Origin of the sequence: Geothrix campi, from assembly GCF_024609265.1 — a bacterium.
In the GTDB taxonomy this organism is placed as follows: domain Bacteria; phylum Acidobacteriota; class Holophagae; order Holophagales; family Holophagaceae; genus Geothrix; species Geothrix campi.
On sequence record NZ_JANHMP010000003.1, the window covers coordinates 66,765 to 84,031 of the forward strand.

The window sequence follows — 17,267 nt, forward strand, 5'->3', positions numbered from 1 at the left end:
GAAATCCCCCCGGCCCCCGATTCCGTTTCCCACCAAGGCCTCCGGGGCTTCTTCTCTGGAGACGCCATGAACGGCCGGGCGACCAAATCCGTATCCCTCCTCATTCTGTCCGCAGCCCTGTCCGGCCTCCTCGCCCAGGAGGGGAATCCTGCCGAGCGCCGCCGGAACCTGCCCTACCGGCAGAGCCCCCATGCCCTCGGCGGCCATGACCGGGCCGACCTCCGGCGGGACTGGAACCTCTTCTGGTTCAGCGGCAAGCCCAGCCCCGATTACCTTGACTACAAGAACCGGCTCGCGGGGCAGGAGACCCGCATCTGGGCGCCCAAGCACCTCCAGATCACCAGCGGATCCGCCCTTCCGGACGCCCTGGCCACCGGCCCGTCGGGCGTGGGCGGCACCTGGACGAACCTGGGGCCCTTCTCCCAGCTCACCAGCACGACGCCGGACATCGACAGCGGTCGACCCGTGGCCATCGTGCCCCACCCCACGGCCCCCACCCTCTATCTGGCCACCAGCGGCGGGGGTGTGTTCCGCTGCGACAACGCGGATCCGGCCGCCTCGGGCGATTGGACCTGGTATTCCGTGACGGATGCCCTGCCCGCCAGCAGCGGCGGTGGCAATGTCGCCGTGGGGGCTCTGGCCATGAGCCCGGCCAGTCCCACCACGCTCTACCTCGGAGCCGGCGACTTCTTCGACGCTGAGGGCCGCGGGTTCTTCAAGACCACGGACGGAGGCACGACCTGGACCGCCGCGCCCATCTCGAGCCTCGGCACCGCCACCCGCTCCTACGCCATCCTCCCCCTGGATGCCAGCCGGATCCTCTGGGCCACGAACGACGGCCTGAAGATCTCCACGGACGGCGGCTCCTCATTTGTCACCGCCACGGGAGGCCCGGCCACTGACCAGGTCTGGTCGCTGCAGAAGCTCACGGCCTCGGATCTCCTCTGTTCGGTGGAGGTCACCAATGGTTCCACCAGCACCGGCAGCATCTACTACTCCAGCAATGCCGGCGCCTCCTGGACCCTGGCCACCCTCCCCAGCCTCAGCTTCACGCCCGGCCGCATCACCATCCGGGCCGCGGGCGACGGCGCCACGGCCTACGCCATCCTCGAAGATCCCACCAATGCCAGCAGCTCCAAGGTCGCCCGGGGCGTCCTGAAGAGCATCGACAAGGGCGTGACCTGGACCTGGCAGGCGGCCCCCACAGTGAGTGGCGGCCTCTTCCAGGGCACGGGACCCGACATGACCACCGACGGGGGCCAGGGCTGGTACAACCACGGCCTTGCCGTGGACCCCAACAACCCGTTACGGATCTTCGTCGGCGCCAACCTCGCCCTCTACCGCTCGAGCGACGGCGGCCAGAGCTGGGTTCAGCTGACCCACTGGTACGGCAGCGGCCATGTCTATGCCCACGCCGACTTCCACGCCACGGCCTGGTCGCCCGATGGGTCCATGCTCTACGTGGCCAACGACGGTGGCTTGGCCGTGGTGCGGGATCCCTTCCGCGCCACCATCCCCACCACCTCTTACGACCTGGGCTTCCTGGACAACCGCCGCAACAAAGGCCTGGCCTCACATATGGTCTACAACGTGGGTTCCACCACAGCGACCAGCCCCTCGGATTCGAAGTGGCGCGTCTCCCTCGGCCTCCAGGACAACGGCACGCGCCTCCGGCAGCCCACCACCCCCGGAGGAACGCTCACGAGCACCGAGGGCGTCTTCGAAGATGAGATCGGTGGGGACGGCTTCGCCACCGTCTTCCATCCTGGCGATGGAACCCAGGTGCTCGGCAGCATCTACTACACAGACATCTACCGCAGCACCAATGGCGGTGGCACCTTCGGCGAATCCATCTCCGGCATCACCGAGGCGAACAACAAGGACCTCGCCCCCTTCGCGCCCAAGCTGGTCCCTGGTGACATCGCCCACCCGGCCGTGGTCTACACCTCCACCAACGGGAAGGTCTATCAAAGTACCGCCTTCGGGGCGAGTTGGGTGGCCATGGGCACCGGCGGGCTGCCGGCGCCCCTGAACATGTCCTCCACCACCACGACGACCGAGCTGTTCATCCGGAACCTGGCGGCCTCCCCCAGCAATGCCAACACCCTCGGCATCGCCGCCAACCAGTCCCGGGTCTACCTGACCACCAACGCTGGGTCCTCCTGGAGCAAGGCCGCCGCCCTGCCGGGGACCGGGGCCTCCCTGAGCTGCATCGCCTTCGATCCGGCATCGACCGCCACGGTGTACGTGGGGTCCGTGGCCACCAACGCCACGGCCAACCACCTGTGGAAGAGCACCAATGGCGGGGCCAGCTGGACCGCCATCGACACCGGCGCCGGATTCCCGTTCGGCATTCCCGTCCATGTGGTGAAGCCCGATCCCGTGACCGCCCAGAAGGTGTACGCCGGCACCGATTTCGGCGTGTATGTGAGTAGCAACGGGGGCTCCACCTGGAGCCGCTTCGGCAGCAACCTGCCCTTGGTGGCCGTGCGGGACCTGTACGTCGCCCCGGACGGCAGCTTCCTCCGTGCAGCCACCTACGGCCGGGGCGTGTGGGAGATCCGGACCGCCCAGAACCTCGACCTGAACGGCGATGGCGTGGTGGATCTGCGCGACCTGCTCTTCTTCGCGAAGTACTACGGCACCGCCAACGCCACGTGCGACCTGAACGGCGACGGCGTCGTGGACGACAAGGACCTCACCCTCCTGCTCGCCGGCCTGTGAGGAGAACGACCATGACCTACCTGAAGACCTTCCTCACCGGTTCCGCTGGGCTGGCCCTGGCGGCCATGCTGGCTTGCGGCGGAGGCGGCGGCGGATCCTCTGCCCCGGCCCCCACACCTCCGGCCACGAGCCTGAGCTATACCGACCCCACCTCGGGCTCCTATCTGCTCAAGAAGAACCCGGCGCTCTCCACCGCCACTCATCTCGTCCTGGATCTCGTGGGACCCACCTCCGGCACAGGCAGCGGCATCACCGCCACCTTCAGCGGGGACGCGGCGAGGGTGGCCTGGGTCAACGTCTCCGCCGCGGATCCCGCCGGCACCTTCGTCCAGAACGGCATGGCCTTCAACCTCGGCACGGCGCCCCTGATCCTCCATGGGAAAGCCAGCGGCGGCACCCTCCAGGTCACGGCGGCACAGAAAGGCGCCGGTAGTCCCGTCTCCCTGGGCGCAACCCTGCTGCGGGTCGCCCTCGATCTCAAGGCCTCTCAGCCGCCAGGTGCCGTCGCATTCAGCGCCGATGCCACCAAGTGCCAGGTGCTCGACGGAACGGGCACCATCGTCTCGCCCATCCTGATCTCTGTCGGCACCCTCGCCACCCAATGAGGGCACTCTGAGCGGGCGAACTCCCGCCGCCTTGAGGATGAATTAGAAGGCCACCAGCCATGCGGAAGTCAGGTAAGGTAGGGCCTGAATCCATCCGCTGAGGGATGCGGGCGGCGATTCGCTGCGGGGCCACCATGAATCACCTATCGGTCCGATGCCTCACCTTCGTGGCTCTGATCACGTTCCTGGCGTGCGGGGGTGGCGGAGGTGGGTCTTCCACTCCGCCCCCCCCACCGCTTCCGACCATCAGCGCCGTCAACCCCACCCACGGAAGCCCCGGCACCCCGGTGGTTCTTTCCGGGACGAACCTTCTTGGCGCCACCGCCGTGTCCTTCAACGGACAGCCCGCCTTCTCGTTCTTGGTGGTGAGTGCCTCCGAAATCGATGCCGTGGTGCCGGGCAACGCCACCACAGGAGCCATCCGGGTCACCACCCCCACCGGCTCGGCCTCCTCCCCCACCTTCTCGGTGGATGCTGCCCAGCCTCCCAGCCTAACGTTCTTCGCACCGTCCGTCCTCAGCCCCGGTTCCGTGGTCACCCTGACAGGCCTGCACTTCGTGGGCGCCACCCAGGTGCGGTTCAACGGCGTGGCAGCCGCCTCCTTCTCCATCACCAGCGATACCCAGATCCTGGCCATCGCGCCTGCCGGCCTGACGGCTGGGACCCTTTCGGTGACGACCCCGGGTGGCACCGCCACCTCCAGTACCGCCTACACCGTGAGCAATGCGATCCAGGTGTTGATGAACACTGGCTTCGAGCAGGCTTCGCCCATCATCTGGAAGGGCGATACCGGCATCATCCAGGGGGCCTCGGCCAGCACCCCGGGCGTGGTTCCCCATGGCGGAACGCTGTTTGCCTGGCTGGGCGGGTACGGGTCGATCCAATCGGATCAGATCACCCAGGACCTCTACATCCCCGGGTCGGCCCAATCCGCGACGGCCACCTTCTACCTGAAGATCCTCACCGCCGAGCCAAGCAGTGGAGGGGCCAAGGACTCCGTCATCATCGAGGCGCTGGACACCTCCGGCACAGCCCTCAGTACCCTGCTCACCAAGACGAACCTCGATGCTTCCGACTACACGGCCTATTCCGTGGACCTGCTCCCCTACAAAGGACAGGTCATCCGCCTGTCGTTCAGGAGCCAGGAGGATGCCCAGAATGCCACCAGCTTCCTGCTCGACGACGTGGTGGCCAAGATCGGCGCTCCAACCGCGGATCTCAAGCCGATCATCTCTAGCTTCTCACCCTCCTCCGGCATCGCGGGTGAAGTGACCGTCCAGATCTCCGGAATGAACTTCTTCGGGCTGACCAATGTGACCATCGGGGGTGCCAGCGCCGTTCCGACGCTCACCGATGGCACAAGCCTTTCCGTCGGAGTGCCGATCAACGCCACCATCGGAAGCGCCCCCATCAGCCTGACCAACGCCCAGGGCACCGGGGTTTCCAGCCAGGCCTTCTCCGTGATCTATGGCGTTCCCCTGGTCAAGGGCATGAACCCGACCCAGGGCCCCGTCGGAACGCCCGTGGTCATCACCGGCAGCTACCTGGGCTATCCAGGCACGACCCTGACCTTGAACGGCGTGACCATCCCGCCGACCAGCCTGAGCGCCACCCAGATCACCTTCACGGTGCCCACGGGGGCCACCTCCGGCAACCTGGTCATCAGCACGCCCGGCGGGACGGTGACCCAGACCTTCACCGTCAACTCGGCCAGCACCTCCCTGGACCTCCACATCGAGAAGATCCAATTCACCCAGAGCACGCAGACCCTCGACAACTCGGTCCCCATCGTGGCCGGGAAAAATGGTCTGATCCGGGTCTTCGTCCTCGCCAACAAGACGAACTCCGCGGCTCCGGCTGTCCAGGTCACCCTCCTGAACAATGGCCTCCCCGTGAGCGGCTATCCGAAGACGCTCGCCTCCCCTGCCAGCAGCACCCCGCTCTCCCTGAACGAGTCCCTGCTCACCAACAGTTGGAACCTGCCGGTCGCTGGCACCGACCTGACGACGCCCACCGGCAGCGGATACAGCCTCCAGGCCATGGTGGATCCTGGGGGCTCGATTCCCGAAGCCGATGAGACCAACAACACTGCGGCGGTGGCCCTGAGTGGCACCACGGTCCCGATTTTCAGGACCACCATCTTCCCGGTCACGCTTTCCACCGGCACCGGCAACATCACCGAGGCCAACAAGGGCGCATGGGTCGCCCGGCTGGCGAAGATGTACCCCGTGGCCAGCGTGGATGTCGTCGTGGGTGCCACCTTCACCTCCTCGGTGACTCTCAAGTCAGATGGCACGGGATGGGACACCCTGCTCAACGACCTCACGGCCAAGCACCTGGCCGATAACGCCACGGATCGCTACTACTTTGGCGCCCTGAAAGTCACCTACAACTCCGGGGAGGCCGGCCTCGGCTGGGTTCCATCTTCGAGCAGCTCTTTCAAATACCGCACCGCCATCGGGTGGGACAAGACGGGTTTCCAGGATGGTGGCAATTTCCCGGAGGTCTTCGCCCACGAGACCGGCCACAACATGGGCCGTCCGCACAGCCCCTGCGGCGGTGCCGCCGACCCCGATCCCAACTACCCCTATGCCGGTGGACTCATTGGCGTCTGGGGTTATGACACCACTGCGAGCCAGCTGAAATCGCCCAGCGCCTACAACGACATCATGGGCTACTGCTCACCCAATTGGGTCAGCGACTACGTCTACAGGAAGATCCTTGATTTCCGGGGCGCCACCGGCGGCTTCCTCGCGGTGGGCGCCGAGGACGCTCCCTTGCCCAAGGAACAGGCCGCGGCCCGGGAGTGCCTGATCGTCCGGGGGATCGTCCACGAGAATGGCGAGGTGGAGTTCCTCCCCTCCTTCCGGACCCGCGCACTCCCGTCCGCTGCGTCCGAGGCCGGAGATTACTCGCTGGAATGCCTGGACCAGAAGGGCCTCCCCGTCTTCACCACGCCCCTCGAGCTGATGGATCTCGGGTGCTGGCCCAAGGAACGCGTGCGGCACTTCGTCATGGCGCTTCCCATCGAGGCGACTGTTCTCGATTCTCTGGCCAGGTTGAACGTCCTCAAGAACGGCAAGGTCCTCACCAGCCTCCGGGCCACCTCCGGAGTGGCCCCGGCACCCGAGGTCCAGCGCCTCTCGCCGGACAAGGTCCAGCTCACCTGGGACGTCTCGGTGCATCCCGCCGCCCTCGTCCGCGATGCGGACACCGGCGAGGTCATCGCCATTCTGACCGGCGGTCGCCAGACGTTCACGACCCGGGCGAAACGCTTCGATCTGGCGCTCAGCGATGGCGTGGCGGGACGCGCCTTCCAGGTCAAGACTCCCGAGTAGACAGGATCCCCGCCCGCCCCGCGAAAAACGCCCGAGGCCTGTCGGGCGTTTTTTCCGCGTGAGCGTTCCGGGGTTCCGTGGGACACTGGAGGATCATCTGTACCCAGGTGTCCATGCCGTTCAACCACTACCAGCTCCTTTCGAACTGCTCGGATGAGCAGCTCAGGACCATTTGCGAGCGCCGCCGCCTGCCCATTCCCCTGCGCTGGGAGGATGAGGCCGAGGGCCGGGTCCGCCTGCTCAAGACCATGGTCTTCCACCTGGAGGACCATAAGCGTCTGTCCGACACCCTGGCCGACCTGGACAGCGGTTCCCTGGTCGCCCTGAAGCACCTGGCGAACGAGGGCACAGTGCCCTCCGAACCCGTGATTGATATTCTCCGGGGGCTGGGACTGATCCTGCCCGGCGGCGAGGGTTGGATCGTGCCCGAGCGCGTGGCTGATGCCCTGGATGACTTCGATGACGGCGCCCTGACCTTCCAGGCTCCGGAGGGCGTGAAGCTACGGGCCGCCGAGCCCTTCCGGTTCTCCCTGGCCCTCACGAGCGTCCTGTTGCGCTGCGTGGCGGGACTGCGCGTCTTGAAGGGCGGTCTGCCCGCGAAAAAAGAGCTGGGCCAGCTCATGCAGCGCAACGCCATGCTGCAGGAGGAACAGGACGCCACCCTGCTCTTCACCCTGCTGCACCGCCTGGGCCTCCTGTGGAGCCGCGAAGGGCGCGTGGAGACCCTGCTGCCCGCCGTCACGAGCCACCCGCCCCGCTGGGTGGCCGAGCGGGCCTTCGCCAGTCTGCTGGAGCACGACCTCAAAGCCTGGGGCATGCCGCCCGCGGAAGACCGCCACTTCCTCATGCAGCATCTGCTGGAACGCCGAAGCCAGACCCTCGCCGTCCAGCCCTTCCTGGCCTTCCTCAAGACCCTCCACCCCCTCGACGAGGAGCGCACCCGCACGGTGTTCCTGCCCTTCCTGGGGCGGATGGGCATCATCCAGGGGGATGACGGCTACGCGCACCTGCGCCTCACGGAGCACGGCGAGGCCCTGGCCCATGAGTACCTGCTGCGCGACCTGAAGGGCACCGCCGCCCACTGGCAGCCCCTGGAGATCGATCAGCCCATGATCCTGCAGCCCACGCTGGAGCTGCTGACACCCCTGCTGCAGAACCCCCACCGCCTGCTCCAGGTGGCCCAGCTGGCGGATGTCGAGGCCCTGGACGCCATGGGCACCTTCCGCGTGAGCCACGCCACCCTGGTGCGCGCCCTCGACGCCGGCGTGCTCCTCGAGGAGCTGGGCCAACGCCTGGGCGCCTCCACGCAGACCCTGCCCCAGCCCCTGCTCCAGTTGCTGGAGGACCTCTCGCGCCGGGTGGGCGAGGTGGAGGTGCACCAGGGCGTGCGGCTCGTGCGCGCCCGCACGGCCCACTTGGCCGACGAGCTGAAGCTGCGCCCTGAACTGGCCCCCCTGAAGCTGGCCACGCTGTCCGACACTGTCCTGGAGGTGCGCGGCGACGGCAATGCCCATGCCCTCCTCAAGCAGGCGGGCTTCATGCCCAAGCCCGGACGCTTCCTGGCCCTGAGCGTGGATTCGGACGAGAAGTTCTACCTCTGGGCGCTGGCGGCACTCGCCTTCGTGGACGAGAAGGGCATGAACCACCACCTGGAACCCGTGCAGCAGATGGTGCGCTCGGCCCTCCAGAAGCTCCACGACGAGGATCCGGCCCTCTACCAGGAAGTGCAGCGCCGCATCCCGATGCTCCACCTGGGTGGCGAGGACCAGCTGGCCGAAGAGGTGCAGCGCATCCTCGAATACGCCGCGGGGCATACGCTCATGGTGGAACTCACCTACCTGCCTCCGGCCGCCCACCGCACGCAGCTGCGGCGGGTCTCCCCCCGCACCATCCAGGAGGACCACCTGCTGGCCTTCTGCCACCTCCACCAGGAGGAGATGGCCTTCCGCCTCACCCGCATCCAGGGCGTGAAGCTCCTGAACGAGCGCGGCTGGACCCCGGCCAACCACAGCCAGGCAGGATGAGACAAGAGAAGAGCCGGCTTTGCCGGCTCTTCTCTTTCCCCATCCCCCGGAGGCGCGGTGCTGCGGCTACTGCTGCGGCTTGACCTTCACCCGCTGGTAGTCGTCGCCCTGGAATTTCAGGGGCTTCTCCACGGGAATGACCAGGTAGGGCTCAGTCTTGCGCCCACCCTGCTTCGAGGCTAACTGAAGCTGCTGTTGGACCTCCTCCTTGGCCTGGCGCTCCCTGGCCACCTCGGCGGCATGGGAGGCAGCCATCCGGCTGAGCTCCTGCTCCTGGTGCTGGGCCTGGAGGGCGAGCCCATCGGCCCGCTGCTTCTGCTGGAAGCCCCAGGCACCCAGGCCGGTCAGGACGGCCAGGAGCGGCAGGGCCGCGGCGGCCAGCAGGCCCCAGGTGGGGCGCTTGCGCTCCGTGCGGCGGCGGCGCTGGGCCTCCCGGCGCAGATCGTCGGCCAGGGCGGCGAGTTCCACACTGGGCACCGCGGGGGCGCTGGCGGTCACGGGCCCGAGGCCCAGAAGATCGCGGAGTTCCGCCCGCAACTGGACATCTTCGGCGGGTTCGAAACGCCGGGTTGGATCAGACCAGGACATGCACGCCTCCAGTGGGGTTGAGCTGATCTTTGAGTTGGGCCTTGGCCCGGTGGATGCGGGTCTTCACGGTGGCCTCGGGAATGCCGAGGATGTCCGCGATCTCCCGGATGGAAAGGCCCTCGACCACGAAGAGCCACAGCGCCTCGCGGAAGGTGGGCGAAAGCAGACGCATCCGCTCCCGGACCTCCTGGTTCAGCACCTGGTCGTCGGCCCCTCCGGCCAAGCCGGGCTCGGACACGGACTCCAGGCTGAGGTTCTGGTTCTTCATGGGGCGGCGCTCGGTCAGGGAGAGGGTGCGGACGGTGCCATACAGGAAGGCGGTGGGGTGTTCCACCCGCACCTCCCGCTGCATGAGGATGACGAAGGCCTCCTGGGCAATGTCTTCCGGGAAGGTGGCCCCGTAGCGGCGGGCATAACTCACCAGCCGCGGGTAAAGCTCTGCAAAGGCGCTGTGAAACGCCTCCTCGCTGCCGAACGGGGTTTCCTGGGGGGACTGCTCCATGCGGGGCTCCGACGTTCTAGGATGCACCAACCAGAGGTGAAGTTCCGGGCTAGGCTGGAGTCCATGGATTCGCCCCTGCAAGCCTGGCGCGACACCCTCGAGGAACTGGGGGTGATGGGCTTCGTCCGCGAGCCGATGGCCGCCGCCCCAGAGCCGCCCCTGCCGGCGGCGGCCCCCCGGCCCGTCGCCGCACCCCGCCCTACGGTCCGGCCCGCTCCTGCCCCCTCTGTGGCCTACACCCCCCCCACGGACCCCATGGGTTGCCCGACGCCGGAGATCGTGGCCGCCGCGACCACCCTCCTGGAGCTGGAGCAGGCCATCCGGGGCTGCCTCGCCTGCCCGCTGGGCCCAAACCGCCTGAAGTTCGTCTTCGGGGAGGGGGACCCCCGGGCCCGGCTCATGTTCGTGGGCGAGGGGCCCGGCCGGGATGAGGATCTGCAGGGCCGGCCCTTCGTGGGCAAGGCCGGCGAGCTGCTGGACAAGATGATCGGCGCCATCGGCCTGAAACGCGAAGAGACCTACATCGCGAACGTGGTCAAGTGCCGGCCCCCGGACAACCGCACGCCCAGCCCCGACGAGGCCCGGACCTGTCTCGGCTACCTGCGCCGCCAGATCGAGTTGATCCAGCCCGCCGTGATCGTCACGCTGGGCGCCACGCCCCTGCGCGAGCTGGTGGGCGTCAGCGAAGGCATCACGAGGGTGCGGGGCCAGTGGAAGCGCGTCCGGATCGGCGACCGCGACATCCCGGTCATGCCCACCTTCCACCCCGCCTACGTGCTGCGCCAGTACACCCAGGATGTGCGTCGCGCCGTGTGGGAGGACCTGAAGGCGGCGAAGGAGTGGGTGGACAAGGCCGAAGGAGCGTAATCCCCAAGCCTCCGACTACAACACGGGGGAGGTCTGAACCCGAAGGGCGAAGAAGGCGGTGAGGGCCGGGACGGGCCAACCCGCCGGGAGCGGACACCCGGTAGCTGAGAGCCAATGGCCACCTGTGTCATGCTAGGCCCAGCTTTCGAGGTCGGCCCATGCGTCTTGTGAACGTGTTCTTCTTCGTGCTCCTCGCCTTCGTACTCTTCGTACTGGGCAACCTGTACCTGACCAACCACGACCTGCTGGTGCGCGAAGTCGTCATCTTCGGCGAAGACATCAAGATCCAGAGCGTCATCCTCCTGGCCTTCCTGCTGGGCTTCCTGTTGAACGTGCTCTACACCGGCATCATGGAAGTGGTGCGGTTGGTGCGCGGATTGAACGCCTCCGCCGACACGCGGCTGGTGAAGCGGATCTCCGAGCGCATGCAGGACGCCCGCGACCTCATGGCCCACGGCCTGCCCCGGGAAGCCAAGGAAATCCTGGAGAGCATCCTCGATCAGCGCAAAGAACACGTGCCCGCCCGCCTGCTCATGGGTGAGGTCCTCCTGAAGACCGGCAGCACGGATGAGGCCGTGAAGCTCTTCCAGGCCCTCTGTGATGACGAACCGGACCTGGTCGAGGCCGCCTATCATCTGGCCGAGGCCCTAGTCGCCTTGCGGAATCCTGATGCCGCCGCCGCCGTGCTGGGCAAGCTGGCCTCCAGCCATCCCAAGAAGGCGCTGCGCGCCTGGCGGCGCCTGCGGGCCATCCACATGGACGCCCAGCGCTGGGAAGAGGCCCTGGAGGCCCAGAAGAAGCTGCAGGCCCACTTCGCCAGCGACCTCACCCAGGGTGAGAAGGCCCAGGGTGCCGCCCTCGCCTTCCAGGTGGGCATCGCCAAAGTGGAGGCGGACCAGTTCAAGGACGCCGCCCAGATCTTCCAGCAGGTCATCAAGGACGAGCCCGACTTCGTCCCCGCCTACCTCAGCCTGGGCCGCTGCATGATCCTCCAGGACCAGGAGGCCCAGGGCCTGGAGATCTGGCTGGAGGGCTTCCGCAAGACCGGGGAAGGCACCTTCCTGCAGGAGATCGAGGACTACTTCATCCAGCTGGGCCGCCCCGAGGATGGCTTGGCCCTCATGCGCAAGGTGGCCGCCACCTCCAAGCACGGCACCACCGCCAAGTTCTTCCTGGGCAAGATGCTCTACCGCCTGGAGATCCTCGACGAGGCCCTGGACCTGTTCCAGGAAGTGCGCAGCCAGGTGGTCTACAGCCCAATCCTGTTCTTCTTCATGGCCAAGATCCACAGCCGACGTGGCCGCCTGGACGCCGCCCTGAACGAGTACCGGCAGCTGCTCCGCAACCTGGGGGTCCTCAAGCTCCGCTTCGAGTGTGCCGTCTGCGGCCACAAGACCCAGGACTATGTGGACCGCTGCGACAGCTGTGGCAGCTGGAACAGCAACCACTTCCTCTTCAAGGAAAGCGATCTGCCCGAGAACCCCATCCGCGGAGGGGAGTCGGGCAGCTGGATGGCGATGCTCTGACGGGTCAAAAATGGCGCTGCAATGCAGCGTCATTTTTGGGCACCCGTCGAGCAGAGCATCACACCCAGGTAGGCCTCACACCCCATCGAAGCCTGAGATCCGTCGAGCAGAGCATCACGACCAGGTCGGCCATCCCATCCCATGTCCCGACGCAGCGTATACAAAAAAGGCGCTGTCGGCGCCTTTTTTGCAGTAACAGCGAGACTTAAAAAGCAGTACTCCCCCTACGCAATGGCCTGTCGAATATCGAACAGGAGGCGTTTGAGCTCCAGCTCGGAGAGGTTGAGCGGCACCTGCTGCTTCACCTCCTCCTTGCGGTAGAAGGCGATGCGCTTCACCACGACCTTGTTCTTCCCAAGGCTGATCTCATTGAATTGGATCTGGTTGTCGTCCTTGTAGGGCGGCAGGCTGCGGAGCTGGATATACATCCCCCGACGGTCGTGGTCCACGATCTCCAGCCGCTCCTTCAGGTAGTTCACCTGCTCCGACAGGCGTTCGGCCTTGGTCTTCAGCTTGGCGAAGCTGAGCCGCTTCGGTGCATGGCACTCCAGGACCATCTCGCCCAGTTGGACCCCGTCATCGCCCCGCCGAAGGAAGCCCTCCAGGGTGCCGTCCAACTCCAGGTCTGCCTGGCGGAAGGTCTCGAACCCCTGGAATTCACCTGGCAGGACGGAATCGTCGTAGCGTTTGGCCTTGCGGGACAGCTTCATGGCGTACCTCGGAAGGGTGGGACCTTCCTCTAGGGCCAGAGCCGTGCCAGGGAATCAATGCCGCGGCATGTTTAGCACATTGCCTGCATTATCAGGACTTCCTTTCATCTTCTGCCGAGCCGGACCTGCCCAGATGAGGCTCATTCTCTTTACACATGACCACAAGTGGCCATATCTAATTCGTTATTGATCACTTTTCGACAGGCTCGACTTTGGGCCAACGCCTGCGGTAGATCATGCGGTCCAGTGCCCGGCTGTAGGGGCTCCAGGAACCGCTGTCCGATTCGTCCTTGGTGGCCCTGAACATCACCTCCAGCTTGCCGTCGAGGTCGTCCAGGTAGTGGACTAGCAGAGCCTCCGGGGTCTTGGGAAGCACCGGCGACCCGAATTCCAGGCGGCCGTGATGGCTGAGGACAATATGCAGGATCTGCAGGCGCAGGTCCTCCGGGAACTCGGGGATCTTGCCCACCGCCCCACTGATCCAATCGGCCTCCAGGGCGATGTGGCCCAGCAGGTTGCCCGCATCCGTGTACCCGAAGCTGCGCTGGTAGCTCAGCTCGGCGGTCTTGCCCACATCGTGCAGGAAGACGCCGGCCAGTACCAGATCTCGGTTCAGGTCCTGGTAGTGCTGGCAGGCGTGATCGGCCATGCCCGCCACCGAGAGGGTGTGCTCCAGCAGACCCCCCAGGTAGACGTGGTGCATGGACTTGGCGGCCGGGGCCTGGGCGAAGGCGGCGCGCAGATCCGCATCCGCCACGAACAGCGCCTCCAGCAGGCGGCGGATCCAGGGGTCCTGCACAGAGGCTATGCGCCCATCCAGTTCCGCGAGCATCTCGGTCACCGGACGGGCGCTGACGGGGAAGAAGCGGGAGAAATCGCCCACCTCCGCGTCCGGGGCGAAACGCACCTTGTCCAGCTTCATCTGGAGGCGGCCGTTGTAGCTGGTCACCGAACCCTTCACCCAGAGGAAGACATCGGCCCGCACGGCCTCCATGTCGCCTTCGATGGCCCGCACATCCCACAGGAAGGCCTTGAGGTCACCCGAGGCGTCCACAAGCTTCAGCTCCAGGTACTCGCTGCCCTTGGCGCTGATCTTGTACGCCGCCTCCTGGGCCAGGAGGAAGCCCTGGAAGGCGCCGCCTTCTTTCAGGGTTCGGAGGATCGGCTGGTCGGGCATGGATGCTCCTGGCGTCCCATCAGGCTCGGGCGGCCGATGCGACAGCGGATGTCAATGATTGCGCGGAGGCTTGGAGGGCGGCGAAAAGGGATCCTCGTCGCCGTAGCCCAGGTCTAGGGGCAGCCGCTTGTCCTCCAGCACCTCGAAGAGCGACCACTGGTCGGCCTTCTTCACATTGCCTTCGGGCAGAGAGAGCACCCGGACCTTTAGCACCCGGTTGTAGAGCGGGAACTCCAGCTCATCCTGGACCTTCAGCTCGTGGCTGGCCTTCCGGGGCACACCGTTCACACGCACCATGCCCTCGTCGCAGAGCTGGTTGGCCAGCTCGCGCCGCTTGATGAGCAGGCTCTTCTTGAGGAAGGCATCGAGGCGCACGGCATCAGCCTTTCAGGATCTGTTCCTTGGGCACCTGGTAACGGATATTCGCGCGCTTCCGCAGGTTCGAAAGGTACTGCTCGATGGCGTTCTGGGCCTTGGGCTCCTGGAGCTTCTCGAGGATCTTGGCCTTCACCTCGGTAAAGTCCTTCACCGGTGCGTCCTCCAAGGCGATGAGCTGGATCAGGTAGAGGTCCTTGTCGGTCTCGATGGGAGCCGAAACCTGCTCGGGCTTCAGCTTCACCGCGGCGTCCTCGATGCTGGCGCGGAGGAAGCCTTTGTTCATCCAACCCAAATCGCCGCCGGTGGCCTTGCTGGGGCTCACGGAGTTCTGCTTGGCCAGCTCCTCGAAGGACTTGCCGGCCTTGAGCTCGGCCTGGATGGCTTCCAGCTTCTTGCGGGCCTCGGTCTGCTCCTCGGCCGTGGCGCCCTTCGCCAGCACCAGCTCGCGAATGCGGAAGCGGCTGGGGAGGCGGTACTCCTCCTTGTGGTCTTCGTAGTAGGCGCGCAGCTCGTTGTCCTCCACCGCCACCTTGGAGTAGACCTCGCGCTGAAGCACATACTGCTGAATGGCTTGCTGCTTCTGGCGCTTCATGAACTCGGGGAGGCCGATGCCCAGGCTGCTCCGCAGGGCCCGTTCCAGGTCCGCGTCCGTGGCGAAGTTGTTCTCCTTCTTGATGCCGTCAATGCTGGCGCGTACGTACTCGTCTGTGATCGGCGAACCCAGCTCGGTGCCCTTGTCCTCCAGCAGGTAGGCGTCCACCATCCCCTGCAGTGTCTTCTCCCGGGCGCCTTGCAGCTTCTCGTCCAGTTCCTTGCCGGAGAACTGACGGTAGAGGGCCGCGTTCTGCTGTTCCACGGCCTGGGTGAGATCACGGCGGGTGATGATGTGGCTGTTCACGATGACGAGGATCTCCTCGCGCACTTCAGCGGAGGCGATCAGCCCCGCGGGCGCCAGGAGCGCCAATGCCAGGATGGGGTTCAGTGCCTTCAACGGGCACCTCCCTTGGGGGCTTCCCCAGTCTTGGGGTCGGTCGGGATATCCACCTTGGGAGCGGCCTTCGGCGCCTCGGAAGCCTTGGGGGCCGGAGCCTTCTCCGTGGGCGCGGGTTTGGCCAGCTCGAAGGGGATCTCCTTCCGGAGGCTTTCCATCAGTTCACTCCAGACCGCCGCCTGCCGCTCGCGCTGCGCGCCCTGCTCGGCCACGGATTTGGCCTCCTCGAAGGGCACCTGACGCGCGGCCTTGCGGCTCACCACCTTGACGAGGTGGTAGCCGAACATCGTCTTCACGGGCGCGCCCACCTTGCCCAGAGGCTGGGTGCGAGCGGCGGCGCCGAACTCGGGAGCCCAGGCGGAGGGATCGGCGTCCTCGTAGAGCCCGCCGTTCTCCTTGCTGCCGGGGTCGTCACTGTACTTTTTCGCCAGAGCCTCGAACTTGGCCCCCTTCTTCAGCTCGGCCTGGATCTTCGCGACCTTGGCCTTGGCCTCGGCCTCGGTCAACCCCGTGGCCTCGCCCTCATGCTTCACGGACACCAGGATGTGGCGGACGCTGGCCAGCTCGGGCTGCTTGAAGCGGTCCTTGTTCTTCTCGTAGAAGGCCTGCACATCCGCCTCGGAAACCACGAGCTTCTTCTGGAGGGCCTCGCCCTCCTTGGCCAGGAACTCGCGGGCCAGCAGGTCATCCCTGGTGCGATCGACGGCCCGCTGGAATTCGGGCGTCTTGTCCAGTTCCATGCGCTTGGCCTTCACGGCCAGGAGCTTGCTCTCGGCCATGCGCTTGACGAACTCCTCCTTGCCGCCCTGGAGCATGAGGATCTGCATCTGCTCCTGCTGGGGCAGCAAACGGAAGGCAGCCTGGAAATCGGCCTCGGTGATGGGCTCGCCGCCCACCTTGGCCAGCACCACCTCTTCGGGCTTGGGGGTGGGGGCCTGGACGGGCGCGGCAGCCTGGACTTGGACGGGAGCCGTGGCGGGCGCCTTCGCAGGCTCCTGCGCAACGACACCAAGGGCGATCAGGGAGATCAGGGAGGCACGGAGCATGGGGTTCCTTGGTTGAGGTGAGGGCTGCCTTAGCGGCGACGCCCCCCGAGAAGGTTCATCAGGGAGATGAGGATGTTGTAGAGGCTCACGAACAGCGCCAGGGCGAAGCCGGCAGGGTCGCCGAAGTCGTCCGTGCGGAGCATGGCGGACGTGTCCCAGAGCAGCTTGGCCGAGCAGGCGATGACGGCCACGCCGGAGATGATCAGGCTGAAGGTCTCCAGGTGGAAGATGGCCGCGGCCAGACTGCCGAAGAACATCACGGCGATGCCCACGATGACGAAGTTCCGCAGGAAGCTGAAATCCTTCTTGGACACGAAGGCGGTGACCGTCAGGGTCATGAACACCACGCCCGTGAGGCCGAAGGCCATGAAGACGGGCCTGAACCCGGCGCCCTGGGCCAGCGTCAAGGCCACGATGCCCGCGATGACCCCCGAGATGAAGGTAAACAGCACATAGGCCACCCGGTTGAGGGGCTTCCGCCGACTGACCCGGGAGGCGAACATCAGCGACCCGAACTGGACGCCGAAGAGGACCCAGAACCAGAAGCGGCCGGCCACCGCGATCAGGGCATTCCCGACCAGGGGCGCGCTGAGGGCGCCCAGGGCCGCCACGGCAAATCCGCCCATGAGCCACAAGTAGACGCTTCGGACAAAATCGACGCGGGACTGCGCTCCGGTGGAAGCTCCCTGCCACGACTGCTGATAATCCATGCCACGCTCCAAGGGGGACCCGTGGTGGATCCCCCTCAGATCCTAACATTCCCCCACCCTTACCCTGCCTCCAAGGACCCT

General features: G+C 66.2%; 14 protein-coding genes. 6 read left to right on the forward strand and 8 right to left on the reverse strand.

The annotated features are described in order from the left end of the window. The first annotated feature begins 66 nt into the window (after positions 1-66). The 4 genes from NOV65_RS12140 (at position 67) to NOV65_RS12155 (ending at position 8,691) form a co-directional block, all read left to right on the forward strand. Positions 67-2,724 (forward strand): dockerin type I domain-containing protein, encoded by a 2,658-nt coding sequence (locus NOV65_RS12140; protein ID WP_257306734.1) that lies wholly within the window; start codon positions 67-69, stop codon positions 2,722-2,724. A gap of 11 nt (positions 2,725-2,735) precedes the next feature. Beyond that, the gene (locus NOV65_RS12145; RefSeq protein WP_257306735.1) at positions 2,736-3,329 is read left to right on the forward strand and encodes a hypothetical protein; all 594 of its coding nucleotides are present in this window, start codon (positions 2,736-2,738) and stop codon (positions 3,327-3,329) included. 134 nt (positions 3,330-3,463) lie between these two features. Further along, the gene (locus NOV65_RS12150) at positions 3,464-6,667 is read left to right on the forward strand and encodes a M66 family metalloprotease (RefSeq protein WP_257306736.1); all 3,204 of its coding nucleotides are present in this window, start codon (positions 3,464-3,466) and stop codon (positions 6,665-6,667) included. A gap of 113 nt (positions 6,668-6,780) precedes the next feature. Further along, positions 6,781-8,691, forward strand: coding sequence for a WYL domain-containing protein (locus NOV65_RS12155; RefSeq protein WP_257307278.1), 1,911 nt, complete (start codon positions 6,781-6,783; stop codon positions 8,689-8,691). A gap of 66 nt (positions 8,692-8,757) precedes the next feature. Here NOV65_RS12155 and NOV65_RS12160 read toward each other — a convergent pair whose 3' ends face one another. Together NOV65_RS12160 and NOV65_RS12165 are read right to left on the reverse strand one after the other, a co-directional pair. Next, complete coding sequence (locus NOV65_RS12160) at positions 8,758-9,279, reverse strand: hypothetical protein (RefSeq protein WP_257306737.1); 522 nt, start codon at positions 9,277-9,279, stop codon at positions 8,758-8,760. Then, positions 9,266-9,781 carry an RNA polymerase sigma factor gene (locus tag NOV65_RS12165; protein WP_257306738.1) on the reverse strand — a complete coding sequence of 172 codons (516 nt, stop codon included), beginning with the start codon at positions 9,779-9,781 and terminating at the stop codon, positions 9,266-9,268. The genes NOV65_RS12160 and NOV65_RS12165 overlap by 14 nt, the downstream gene beginning before the upstream one ends. Positions 9,782-9,844: 63 nt before the next feature. On the opposite strand from NOV65_RS12165, the gene NOV65_RS12170 reads away from it, so the two are divergent. Together NOV65_RS12170 and NOV65_RS12175 are read left to right on the forward strand one after the other, a co-directional pair. Next, a complete protein-coding gene (locus NOV65_RS12170) occupies positions 9,845-10,648 on the forward strand; it encodes a uracil-DNA glycosylase (protein WP_257306739.1) in 804 nt (267 codons plus the stop codon). A 158-nt stretch (positions 10,649-10,806) separates the two neighbouring features. Next, positions 10,807-12,174 carry a tetratricopeptide repeat protein gene (locus tag NOV65_RS12175; protein WP_257306740.1) on the forward strand — a complete coding sequence of 456 codons (1,368 nt, stop codon included), beginning with the start codon at positions 10,807-10,809 and terminating at the stop codon, positions 12,172-12,174. Between the two features lie 224 nt (positions 12,175-12,398). Here the strand turns inward: NOV65_RS12175 and NOV65_RS12180 are convergent, their stop codons facing one another. The 6 genes from NOV65_RS12180 to NOV65_RS12205 all read right to left on the reverse strand — a co-directional run bounded on the left by NOV65_RS12180 (position 12,399) and on the right by NOV65_RS12205 (position 17,186). Beyond that, positions 12,399-12,884, reverse strand: coding sequence for a hypothetical protein (locus tag NOV65_RS12180; protein ID WP_257306741.1), 486 nt, complete (start codon positions 12,882-12,884; stop codon positions 12,399-12,401). Between the two features lie 190 nt (positions 12,885-13,074). After that, positions 13,075-14,061 (reverse strand): 3'-5' exoribonuclease YhaM family protein, encoded by a 987-nt coding sequence (locus tag NOV65_RS12185; protein WP_257306742.1) that lies wholly within the window; start codon positions 14,059-14,061, stop codon positions 13,075-13,077. A 51-nt stretch (positions 14,062-14,112) separates the two neighbouring features. Continuing rightward, positions 14,113-14,436, reverse strand: a complete 324-nt coding sequence (locus tag NOV65_RS12190) for an RNA-binding S4 domain-containing protein (RefSeq protein WP_257306743.1) — start codon at positions 14,434-14,436, stop codon at positions 14,113-14,115. Between the two features lie 4 nt (positions 14,437-14,440). Continuing rightward, positions 14,441-15,430 carry a peptidylprolyl isomerase gene (locus tag NOV65_RS12195; protein ID WP_257306744.1) on the reverse strand — a complete coding sequence of 330 codons (990 nt, stop codon included), beginning with the start codon at positions 15,428-15,430 and terminating at the stop codon, positions 14,441-14,443. After that, positions 15,427-16,476: a peptidylprolyl isomerase gene (locus NOV65_RS12200; protein WP_257306745.1), complete on the reverse strand. Its 1,050-nt coding sequence runs from the start codon at positions 16,474-16,476 to the stop codon at positions 15,427-15,429. Before NOV65_RS12200 ends, NOV65_RS12195 begins: the two co-directional genes overlap by 4 nt. Positions 16,477-16,505: 29 nt before the next feature. Continuing rightward, complete coding sequence (locus tag NOV65_RS12205; protein WP_257306746.1) at positions 16,506-17,186, reverse strand: Bax inhibitor-1/YccA family protein; 681 nt, start codon at positions 17,184-17,186, stop codon at positions 16,506-16,508. Positions 17,187-17,267 lie beyond the last annotated feature (81 nt).

Bases quoted from the DNA above. Each gene is read 5' to 3' on its own strand.
- NOV65_RS12140 (WP_257306734.1), top strand. From the start codon at position 67: ATGAACGGCCGGGCGACCAAATCCGTATCCCTCCTCATTCTGTCCGCA.
- NOV65_RS12145 (WP_257306735.1), top strand. From the start codon at position 2,736: ATGACCTACCTGAAGACCTTCCTCACCGGTTCCGCTGGGCTGGCCCTG.
- NOV65_RS12150 (WP_257306736.1), top strand. From the start codon at position 3,464: ATGAATCACCTATCGGTCCGATGCCTCACCTTCGTGGCTCTGATCACG.
- NOV65_RS12155 (WP_257307278.1), top strand. From the start codon at position 6,781: ATGCCGTTCAACCACTACCAGCTCCTTTCGAACTGCTCGGATGAGCAG.
- NOV65_RS12160 (WP_257306737.1), bottom strand. From the start codon at position 9,279: ATGTCCTGGTCTGATCCAACCCGGCGTTTCGAACCCGCCGAAGATGTC.
- NOV65_RS12165 (WP_257306738.1), bottom strand. From the start codon at position 9,781: ATGGAGCAGTCCCCCCAGGAAACCCCGTTCGGCAGCGAGGAGGCGTTT.
- NOV65_RS12170 (WP_257306739.1), top strand. From the start codon at position 9,845: ATGGATTCGCCCCTGCAAGCCTGGCGCGACACCCTCGAGGAACTGGGG.
- NOV65_RS12175 (WP_257306740.1), top strand. From the start codon at position 10,807: ATGCGTCTTGTGAACGTGTTCTTCTTCGTGCTCCTCGCCTTCGTACTC.
- NOV65_RS12180 (WP_257306741.1), bottom strand. From the start codon at position 12,884: ATGAAGCTGTCCCGCAAGGCCAAACGCTACGACGATTCCGTCCTGCCA.
- NOV65_RS12185 (WP_257306742.1), bottom strand. From the start codon at position 14,061: ATGCCCGACCAGCCGATCCTCCGAACCCTGAAAGAAGGCGGCGCCTTC.
- NOV65_RS12200 (WP_257306745.1), bottom strand. From the start codon at position 16,476: ATGCTCCGTGCCTCCCTGATCTCCCTGATCGCCCTTGGTGTCGTTGCG.
- NOV65_RS12205 (WP_257306746.1), bottom strand. From the start codon at position 17,186: ATGGATTATCAGCAGTCGTGGCAGGGAGCTTCCACCGGAGCGCAGTCC.